Origin of the sequence: Leptotrichia trevisanii DSM 22070 (assembly GCF_000482505.1) — a bacterium.
In the GTDB taxonomy this organism is placed as follows: domain Bacteria; phylum Fusobacteriota; class Fusobacteriia; order Fusobacteriales; family Leptotrichiaceae; genus Leptotrichia; species Leptotrichia trevisanii.
The window spans coordinates 23,329-32,960 of the sequence record NZ_AXVL01000034.1; the positions used below are offsets into that span (position 1 = coordinate 23,329).

General features: G+C 31.4%; 9 protein-coding genes. 5 read left to right on the plus strand and 4 right to left on the minus strand.

The window, feature by feature from the left end; all coding sequences use genetic code 11:
• Nucleotides 1-45 precede the first annotated feature (45 nt).
• The 4 genes from K324_RS0106845 (at nt 46) to K324_RS0106860 (ending at nt 4,667) form a co-directional block, all read left to right on the plus strand.
• Nucleotides 46-1,758 carry a proline--tRNA ligase gene (locus K324_RS0106845; protein WP_026748514.1) on the plus strand — a complete coding sequence of 571 codons (1,713 nt, stop codon included), beginning with the start codon at nt 46-48 and terminating at the stop codon, nt 1,756-1,758.
• Nucleotides 1,759-1,805: 47 nt separating this feature from the next.
• Nucleotides 1,806-2,747 carry a DUF6348 family protein gene (locus K324_RS0106850; protein ID WP_026748515.1) on the plus strand — a complete coding sequence of 314 codons (942 nt, stop codon included), beginning with the start codon at nt 1,806-1,808 and terminating at the stop codon, nt 2,745-2,747.
• A 32-nt stretch (nt 2,748-2,779) separates the two neighbouring features.
• The gene (locus tag K324_RS0106855; RefSeq protein WP_026748516.1) at nt 2,780-3,406 is read left to right on the plus strand and encodes an HAD family hydrolase; all 627 of its coding nucleotides are present in this window, start codon (nt 2,780-2,782) and stop codon (nt 3,404-3,406) included.
• Nucleotides 3,407-3,578: 172 nt separating this feature from the next.
• Nucleotides 3,579-4,667 carry a glycerol dehydrogenase gene (locus tag K324_RS0106860; protein WP_026748517.1) on the plus strand — a complete coding sequence of 363 codons (1,089 nt, stop codon included), beginning with the start codon at nt 3,579-3,581 and terminating at the stop codon, nt 4,665-4,667.
• A gap of 152 nt (nt 4,668-4,819) precedes the next feature.
• Here the strand turns inward: K324_RS0106860 and K324_RS0106865 are convergent, their stop codons facing one another.
• The 4 genes from K324_RS0106865 to K324_RS15760 all read right to left on the minus strand — a co-directional run bounded on the left by K324_RS0106865 (nt 4,820) and on the right by K324_RS15760 (nt 9,164).
• Nucleotides 4,820-5,611 (minus strand): hypothetical protein, encoded by a 792-nt coding sequence (locus tag K324_RS0106865; protein ID WP_026748518.1) that lies wholly within the window; start codon nt 5,609-5,611, stop codon nt 4,820-4,822.
• A gap of 242 nt (nt 5,612-5,853) precedes the next feature.
• A complete protein-coding gene (locus tag K324_RS0106870; protein WP_026748519.1) occupies nt 5,854-6,594 on the minus strand; it encodes an amino acid ABC transporter ATP-binding protein in 741 nt (246 codons plus the stop codon).
• Complete coding sequence (locus tag K324_RS15755; protein WP_026748520.1) at nt 6,594-8,159, minus strand: ABC transporter permease subunit; 1,566 nt, start codon at nt 8,157-8,159, stop codon at nt 6,594-6,596. The genes K324_RS0106870 and K324_RS15755 overlap by 1 nt, the downstream gene beginning before the upstream one ends.
• 6 nt (nt 8,160-8,165) lie before the next feature.
• Nucleotides 8,166-9,164 carry an aspartate-semialdehyde dehydrogenase gene (locus K324_RS15760; protein WP_026748521.1) on the minus strand — a complete coding sequence of 333 codons (999 nt, stop codon included), beginning with the start codon at nt 9,162-9,164 and terminating at the stop codon, nt 8,166-8,168.
• A 188-nt stretch (nt 9,165-9,352) separates the two neighbouring features.
• Between K324_RS15760 and K324_RS15510 the strand changes: the two genes are divergently transcribed.
• The coding region (locus K324_RS15510; protein ID WP_211231550.1) for a transposase zinc-binding domain-containing protein at nt 9,353-9,632 on the plus strand (280 nt) is incomplete at its 3' end.

The following is a 9,632-nucleotide window of genomic DNA, read 5'->3' on the forward strand; positions in this document are numbered from 1 at the left end:
ATAAGCATTACAATACAATAAAAATTAAATATAGAAGGAGAAAATATGAGATTATCAAAAGCGTTTTTAAAAACATACAAGGAAGCACCGAAAGAAGCTCAAATTGTGAGTCATCAGCTTATGCTTAGGGCTTTTATGATTAAGCAGCTTACGAGAGGAGTTTATACTTATTTGCCATTTGGATACAGAGTTCTTAAAAAGATAGAAAATATTGCGAGGGAAGAAATGGATAGGGCGGGGGCTCAGGAACTGCTTATGCCTGTACTGCAACCTGCCTCACTTTGGGAGGAATCTGGACGTTGGTTTGCTTATGGCCCTGAACTTATGAGATTAAAGGACAGAAATGAGAGGGAATTTTCGCTTGGGCCTACTCACGAGGAAGTTATTACAGATGTTGTAAGAGATTCGATTTCATCATACAAAGAGCTGCCTTTTAACATTTATCAGATTCAGACAAAATTTAGGGATGAAATGCGTCCAAGATTCGGGCTTATGCGTGGAAGAGAATTTGTGATGAAGGATGCTTACAGTTTTCATTTGACACAGGAATCGCTTGACGAGGAATATTTGAATATGAAAGATACTTATTCGAGAATTTTAGAAAGAATGGGACTTAATTACAGGGCAGTCGAGGCTGATACTGGTTCTATCGGTGGTGATGCTTCGCACGAATTTATGGTGCTTGCAGAAAGTGGAGAAGATGATATTTTATACAGCGACTCTTCAGATTATGCGGCAAACGTTGAAAAAGCAACAAGCATTATTGAATTAAAAGAAAGCAACGAAGAAAAACTTCCAAAAGAATTAGTCGAAACTCCAAATGCAAAAACAATTGAAGAGCTGGCTAATTTCTTGAATATCCCTAAAGAAAAAACTGTAAAGGCAGTAATGCTGAAGGAAGTTCTTGAAGAGGGTGAAAAGTTTGTGCTAGCCTTAATTCGTGGAGATTTGGATGTAAATCCTATAAAATTAAAAAATGTAATTGGAGCTTCTACAGAACTTGAAATGATGAGTGAGGAAGAATGCGAAAAATTCGGACTGGTTGCTGGCTATGCAGGTTCCTATGAAAAAAAAGAAGGCTTATACGTTGTAATTGACGAAACTGTAAAATATGTGAGAAACTTTGTTTTAGGTGCTAATAAACCTGATTATCACTATGTGAACGTAAATCTTGAAGACTTGGCATACGACTTAGTTGCAGATATCAGAACTGCCAGAGCTGGAGATATTTCCCCTGATGGAAAAGGAGTCCTAAAAATTGCACGTGGAATAGAAGTTGGACATATTTTCAAACTTGGAGAAAAATATTCAAAAGCCCTAAATGCTACTGTTCTTGATGAAAATGGAAAACAGGCAGTTATGAAAATGGGATGTTACGGAATGGGAATGTCAAGAATCATTTCAGCTGCAATCGAACAGAACCACGATGAATACGGTATAATCTGGCCAAAAGCAATAGCCCCTTACCACGTTGATGTAGTAATCGCCAATATGAAAGATGAAACACAGGTAAATATAGGTGAAAAATTGTATAATGAACTAAATCAAAATAAAATTGAAGCAGTATTAGACGACAGAAATGAAAGAGCAGGATTTAAGTTTAAAGATGCCGACTTAATCGGTTTTCCACTAAAAATAGTCGTTGGAAAAGGTGCAGCTGATGGAATTGTGGAAATAAAGGATAGAAAAACTGGAGAAAGTACAGATGTAAAAGTTGAGGAAGTTTTGAATTTTGTGAATAATTTTATAGCTGAGTAAAAATCTTTGATATAGAAATACTTGTTTTAAATAAAGGAGCCGATATTGTGTTTAATAGATTAAAAGACTTGTTTAAAAGGAAAATTGAAAAAAGTATTACCGATACTTCCACAGATAATAATATAGTAAAATATAAAGTAAATTTGAAGGAAGGTTCTGAATTGGTAAAATGGAAAATTTTGGAAAATAATCCTGGAAATATCGGAGAACTTGAAGGTTTAGGTGATTCAGCTTTTTTAATTGCCTATGTTTTGTTTGGAATATTACAGAATAAAGGCTTTGATGTTGAAATTTTAAACGACGAAATAGAAAATAACAAATGGATATACGTAAAAGATAACGGTTACTATCTTCTCCCTTTGTTAATAAATTTCTATTATGATGAAAATAATGAATTAAAAATGTCAGCTACAATTCAAATCCATCATAAAGAAATATTTCCAAATGGTATTTTTGAGTATATTTATCCACAACAGAAAGCTGAAAATGCTATAGACGGACTTTTTGAACTCTTTGAAACTTGGGTTGATTTAGATTGGCTGACATTATGTGATTGCCTAAAATTTGAAAAATCAGAATATATGAGTATGAGAATTGATTTAGACAAGGAAAAAATAAAGTCAAAGCATGTGTTTTACGGGCCTGTTCTTAGTTACCCTAATTTTGATGTAGAAGAGGCAAAATCGAAAGGAATTGATATTGATCCTTACATTGATGAGTTTTGTCCTTGCTGCTTGTTCACGAATTCTATGGAAGCCTTTGATGAACAAATTAAAGATACAAACCAAAATTACGCAATAAGACTTTTTGCAATGAAAAATCCAGATGGAGAAATTGATGCTGATTGCAGAATTAATGGTGAAGAATATCCGCAAGCTGAGAAGTATTTAAAAAACTATACAAAAACTTGGAAAAAGTGTGATATTATGAAGTTTAGGAAACAATATGTAATTATTAGAAACGTTGAAAATAGAGAAATTATTAATTAAAAGATAGACAAGTAGTCGGAGGTGCAAACAAAATGGAAAATATAAATTCTAAAAAAATAAAAAATATAGTATTTGATTTAGGAAATGTTTTAATAAAATTTGATAAAGACACGTATTTAGAAGAAAAATTACCTAAAGAAAAAAGAGAGGCATTTTATGAAAATGTAATTAATACAAAAGAATGGTTGATGCTTGACAGGGGAACTTTGACTTATCCTGAAGCTAAAAAGATTTTTAAGGAAAAAAGTCGACATTTGTCTACTGAGATTGATAATTTTTTTGATAAGGACTTTTTTGAATTGCTAAAGCCTATTAAAGAAAATATCGAACTTCTTTTTAAATTGAAAGATCATTATGAGTACAAATTATACGTACTTTCAAATTTTCATAAGGATTCTTTTGAATATATTTTTAAACACAATGATTTTTTCAGACTGTTTGAAGGCTGCCTAGTTTCGTGCTATTTCAAACTTTTAAAGCCAGAAGAAAAAATTTATGACACTCTTCTTTATGAATTTGGCTTGATTCCAGAAGAAACATTATTTATTGATGATATGAAGGAAAATATTGAGGCAGCTGAGAAAAAGGGAATTAAAGGACTTTATTTACCAGATTACACTAAATTAAAAGAAGAATTAAAAAATATTTTGGAAATTTAATAAAATTTAAAAATCAGGAAATTATCTAAAACATTGGATTTGAGTAATTTTCTGATTTTTTATTTCAAAACTCCTATTGACTTTATGAAAAAATATGTTATAACAATATTAATGTAATGATAAAATATTATGAACTTAAAAAATAAATAAATTTTATAGGAGATGATTTTTTATGGCAAAAATTATTAATTCACCATCAAAATACATTCAAGGAAGAAATGAAATCACCAACTTGGCAACTTATTACAAGTTACGTGGTAACAGTGGAGCATATCTGCTAGTAGACAAATTTATTTTTGATAATTTCAAGAATAAAATTGTTGAAAGTTTTGAAAAGGAAGGCATAAACTACCATATTGAAGTTTTTGGTGGGGAATGCTCTAAAAATGAAATTAACCGAAATATTAATATTTTAAAAGAAAAAAAATGTGATGCAGTATTTGGAATCGGTGGAGGAAAAACTCTTGATGCAGCAAAAGCAGTGTCTTATTACGAAAACATTCCTGTATTCATCGTTCCAACAATTGCCTCAACAGATGCACCTTGTAGTGCTTTATCAGTAATTTACACTCCAAATGGAGAATTTGAAGAATATTTATTCTTAAAGGCAAATCCTGATATGGTAATAATGGACACAGACATAATTGTAAATGCACCCGCAAGACTTCTTGTAGCTGGAATTGGAGATGCACTTGCCACTTACTATGAAGCCAAAGCCTGTGTTGATTCAAATGCAACTTCAATTGCTGGTGGAGGCATTACAAAAGCAGCCATTGCAATCGCAGAGTTATGTAAGGATACATTATTTGAAGACGGGTTAAAAGCTAAAATATCAGTGGAAAACAAAGTAGTTACAAAAGCATTGGAAAATATAATTGAAGCAAATACTTACTTGAGTGGAATTGGATTTGAAAGTGGAGGACTTGCAGCAGCTCATGCTATTCACAACGGACTTACAATTTTGGAAGAAGGACATCATATGTATCACGGAGAAAAAGTGGCATTTGGAACACTTACACAATTAGTTCTGGAAAATAGATGTCTATGTGAAATCAGAAAAGTTGTGGAGTTCTGTAAGAGCGTAGGACTTCCAACAACATTAGATGAATTGGGAATGGGTAGTGTTTCTAAAGAAAGACTGTATGAAGTGGCAAAAGCAAGTACAGCCGAAGGTGAAACAATCCACAATATGCCATTCAAAGTTACTGCTGATGACGTTTTTGCTGCAATATTAGTAGCAAATGAACTTGGTAAAAATTAATTTTTATAAATTTTTTTTACTCAAATTAATTTAAAATTTTCAAATAATTTTGGGAGTGTTGTATTGCACTCCTTATTTTTTTATAAAATAATAAAAAACTTGGATTTCATAAATTTACTACTTTCCAAGTTTTATAATTATTTAATTAACATTTATTCAGCTTCAGTATATTCTTTTGCTACTTCTTCAATCTTATATTCTTCTGAAATTTTGTTTATTAATTTATTTCTTTCTTCGATTGCTCTATTGTTTAACAATGCGTTAGCAATTTGTTGGTATGCACTATTTGGAGTTACATTTCCTAATTTTGCTTTTTCATTTTCATAAATTTCAGCAATTTCTTCCTGAGTAACTTTTACATTTTTTCTTACTTCCAAGTCTAAATAATAGTTGATATATACATTATCTTTAATAATTTCAATATCATCTTTATTATTTTCTTCAAAGTTTTCTTCTGCCATTTTTTTAGCAATTACTTTACCAACAATTAAAGTTTTTAATACTTCAGAATTTCCTTTAGAGAATAATACTTCTTCCTTAGAAATTTCTACTTTATCTTCCATTCCTTCAACTAATTTGTTTAATTCTTCAGCTTCCAATGTAGCAAGTTGTTGATTTAATAAATCTCTTTGGATAATTTCCCTTGCTTCTGAAAATGGAATATTTTGTGCATCAAAGTTTGCTTTGTTGTCAGTGTATAATTTTGTAACATCATTTTCATTTACAGAAATTTTATCTTCGATTGCTTTTGCAATAAAGAATTTATTTTTTTCATTTTTAAAGAAATATTCAAATTCTTCTTTTTCTTCGTCATTGAAGTTATATTTTTTAGCTGTTTCTAAAATTGCTTTATTAATTAAAAGTCCTTTTATTTCTTCAGCGTTTAACCCTCTTGCTTTTTCTTCTTCAGTCAAAGCTAATTTAGTTTCATTTTTTTTAGCCATTTCTTCTCCTTATTTTTAATAATTCTTCTTTATTTATTTTTAACCTTTCTTATTTTACACTATTTTTAAAAAAATTTCAAGGAATTTTCTCATTTTTCTTATTTTTTAAATATAATTTATAAAATAACAACAATTACCATATCGTTCAATCCCCTTAATTTATCGGCTTTGTAGAGATTTTTTTTAATAATTTTAAATTATATTTTTTTCTAAAATTTTAATTTCTATAATCTATTTATAACCTATTTTTTTAACATTCTACCCAAAAATTCCTTAGTTCGTTCATGTTTTGGATTTTCAAAAATATTTTCAGGCTTGTCATCTTCCACAATTACACCTTGATCCATAAACACAACTCGACTTGAAACATCGTGTGCAAAATCCATTTCGTGCGTTACAACAATCATTGTAAGTCCACTTTTAGCCAAATCCTTCATTACTTTCAAAACTTCTCCAACCATTTCAGGATCCAGTGCCGATGTTGGCTCGTCAAACAGTAGAACCTCTGGCTGCATTGCCAATGCTCTTGCTATTGCCACCCGTTGCTTCTGTCCACCCGAAATTTGATTTGGCTTTGCGTGAATAAAACGCTCCATTCCTACTTTTGCCAAAAATTCCTTTGCTACTTTTTCAGCTTCTTCCCGTGATTTTTTCAGAACTTTTATTTGTCCGATTACACAGTTTTCCAGAACACTCAAGTTATTAAACAAATTAAACTGCTGAAATACCATTCCTACTTTTTCCCGCAAATGTACAAGCGATACATCACCTGCCATCGCATCTTTTCCATGAATTAAAACTTGTCCACTCGTAGGCTTTTCAAGCAGGTTTATACATCTTAATAATGTTGATTTTCCACTTCCTGACGAACCGATTATACTTACAACTTCCTTCTCATGAACATCAAAGTTTACATCCTTTAAAACAGTTCTTTTTCCAAAATCTTTTCTAATATTTTTTATTTCAATAACTTTTTTTCCCATTATCTCTCCTCCCCATTAACATCATCCAAAATTTCAAAATGTTGAGGCCCGTCAATTCTTTTTTCAATTTGTTTTAAAATTAATGATAACGTAAACGTTAAGAAGAAATAAATCACACTTGTTATAATAAACACTTCATAATAACGTGAATAAGTTCCCGCAACCGAATTTGAAATAAAGAACAGCTCAGTAACACTTATTACATTTAATACAGATGTATCTTTAATATTTACAATAAGCTCATTTCCAATCATTGGTAAAATATTTCTAAACATCTGCGGAAAAATAATACTTTGCATCAGCTGAAAATTCGTCATTCCAATAGCTTTTGCCGCTTCAAACTGTCCACTATCAATCGAATCAATCCCTCCACGGATAATTTCACTCATATATGCACCCGTATTTATTGATACAATAAACAATGCGGCTACCAGTGGAGATAAGTTCAAATGAAATACTTGAGAAAGTCCATAATAGATTACCATTGATTGTACAATCATCGGAGTTCCTCTAAATACTGCAATATATATTGAAGAAAGCCAGTTTAAAACTTTTAATCCATTTTTTTTATATTTATGAGCTTGCCCATCGATTTCTGCTTCCGAATATCTCAATAATGCAACCATTAATCCAATGAAAAAACCTACTACTGTACCTGTAATTGAAATATACAGTGTTGAAACTGTACCTTTCACAAATGTCATCCAGTTATTTTGAATAAAAAATGCTACCCATCCAAAAAACGAACGTGAAGCTTCATTTGGCTGATTTTGTATAGCCTTTTCCATAATACGTTGCCGCACTTTAGGCGTTAAATCTTCATCTAATATTTTATTAATTTGTTCCTCCAACTCTGTATTTCCCAATTTCATTCCAACAGCCACATTCACTTCTTCTGTATCATATTTAAATCCTGTATTCTTATCAAATGAAATGAATTTTAAATTAGGATTTGAAAACTGAGCTGCCATAGCTCCAGGTCTTTCTGATATATACCCGTCTATTTTCCCAGAATTTAATGCAACTATCATAGCTGGGAAACTTTCCATAGCAGTCTGCTTTTGAACACCTTTCATCTGATCAATGACATCATAGTGAAGTGTATTTAACTGCCCTGTAATTTTTGCTCCTGTGAAATCATTAATTGATTTGGCGTTTGCATATTTTCCATTTTTTTTCACGACTACCACTAAATCTGATTCATAATATGGTTTTGAGAATGTTAGGCTTTGTCTTCTTTCAGGTGTTGCAGACATTCCTGCTATAACTAAATCAACTTTTCCAGAATTCAATGCAGGACCAAGTAATGCATCCCATTTCGTTTTTACAATTACCAGATTTTTATTCAGTTTTTTTGCAATAACTTTGGCTATTTCAACGTCATAACCGCCACAATAACCTCCATCCACTTTCACAGCACCATTTTTAGCGTCATTTTGAAACCAGTTGAAAGGAGCATATCCACACTCCATCCCAACCTTTATATCATCACTATAGCCTGTTACGAAAGTCGCTAAAAAAACTAATAATATTAATATTTTATTTTTTATTGTACTAAATTTCATATTTTACTATAATGCTCCTTTTTTTATTAAAGTTTCAGCAATTTGAATTGTGTTTGTTGCCGCACCTTTTCTTATGTTATCTGCTACAACCCATAAATTTAGAGCATTATCAGCCGAAAAGTCTTTTCTGATTCTTCCAACATAAACTTCATCAGTATCCTGAGCATTTATAGGCATAGGATAAATGTTATTCTTACCGTCATTTTGCACTATAATTCCTTCTTTTTCCTCAAATGCACGAATTACATCTTCCAATTCAAAAGGTTTTTCCAATTCTACGTTTACAGATACTGCATGCCCATATCTAACCGGCACTCTTACACAAGTCGCTGTTACCTTTAAATCTGGCAAGTTTAATATTTTTCTAGTTTCGTTAATCATTTTTTCTTCTTCTTTTGTATACCCGTTATCCAAGAATACATCAATGTGTGGCAATGCGTTAAACGCTATTTGATGTGGATACCCTTTTGATGGCTCCCCTTTCAAATTAGCTTCCAAATCATCAATTCCTCTCTGTCCAGAACCCGCCACAGCCTGATAAGTTGAGTAAATCACTCTCTTTAATCCATATTTTTCCTGCAATACTTTTAATACAGGCATAACTTGGATTGTAGAACAGTTTGGATTTGCAATAATCCCTGGATGATTTTCCAGTGCCTCAGGATTTGCTTCAGGAACTATTAACGGAATATTTTTATCCATTCTCCAAGCACTGCTGTTATCTATTACAACTGCACCTTTTGCCTTGAATTTCGGTGCATATTCAAGCGATACTCCTCCTCCTGCTGAAAATAAAGCCACATCAATATCATCTGCTATTGTATCATCCTTTAATGCCATAACAGTATATTCCGTTCCATTAAACTCAATTTTTTTCCCTGCCGAATTTGGTGAAGCATATAGATATAACTTCTCTACTGGAAAATTTCTTTCTTTTAACACTTTTAAAAATGTTCTTCCAACAAGTCCAGTCGCTCCAATAATTGCCACTTTGTAATTTTTCATTGTCTCTTCCTCCTAAAAAACTTTTTTGATTAAGGTTTATCTACTAAGACTTAATTATTTTTATCACTAAATTACCCTAAATCTAATGTATATATAATACACTATTCTCATCTCTTTTTCAATATAAAAATACAATAAATAAAAAAAGCCGAATAGAAATTCGGCTGATTTTTTTGTATAATATATTTATGATAAACATTACACAAAATAAACTAAAATATATTTTCAGTAACAACAATATTTTACTAGATTCCTTAAAATTTTGCAAGAAAAATAATATTGGCGACAGTCACCTTGAACATATTAAACTTTCCATTGATAAATTTCTTGCCTGCAGGGATATTTCAAAAGGTTTTGTCAAGTTCAAATGTCCTCACTGTCCTGTTACACACCTGTTCCCTATTACTTGTAAGTCTAAGCTCTGTCCTTCTTGTGGTTACAAGTACTCTAGGACATGGACTGAAAATA

Excerpts from the sequence above, each read along its gene's own strand:
- K324_RS0106860 (WP_026748517.1), top strand. The coding sequence starts at position 3,579 with ATGGCAAAAATTATTAATTCACCATCAAAATACATTCAAGGAAGAAAT.
- K324_RS0106865 (WP_026748518.1), bottom strand. The coding sequence starts at position 5,611 with ATGGCTAAAAAAAATGAAACTAAATTAGCTTTGACTGAAGAAGAAAAA.
- K324_RS15760 (WP_026748521.1), bottom strand. The coding sequence starts at position 9,164 with ATGAAAAATTACAAAGTGGCAATTATTGGAGCGACTGGACTTGTTGGA.
- K324_RS15755 (WP_026748520.1), bottom strand. The coding sequence starts at position 8,159 with ATGAAATTTAGTACAATAAAAAATAAAATATTAATATTATTAGTTTTT.
- K324_RS0106845 (WP_026748514.1), top strand. The coding sequence starts at position 46 with ATGAGATTATCAAAAGCGTTTTTAAAAACATACAAGGAAGCACCGAAA.
- K324_RS0106870 (WP_026748519.1), bottom strand. The coding sequence starts at position 6,594 with ATGGGAAAAAAAGTTATTGAAATAAAAAATATTAGAAAAGATTTTGGA.
- K324_RS0106855 (WP_026748516.1), top strand. The coding sequence starts at position 2,780 with ATGGAAAATATAAATTCTAAAAAAATAAAAAATATAGTATTTGATTTA.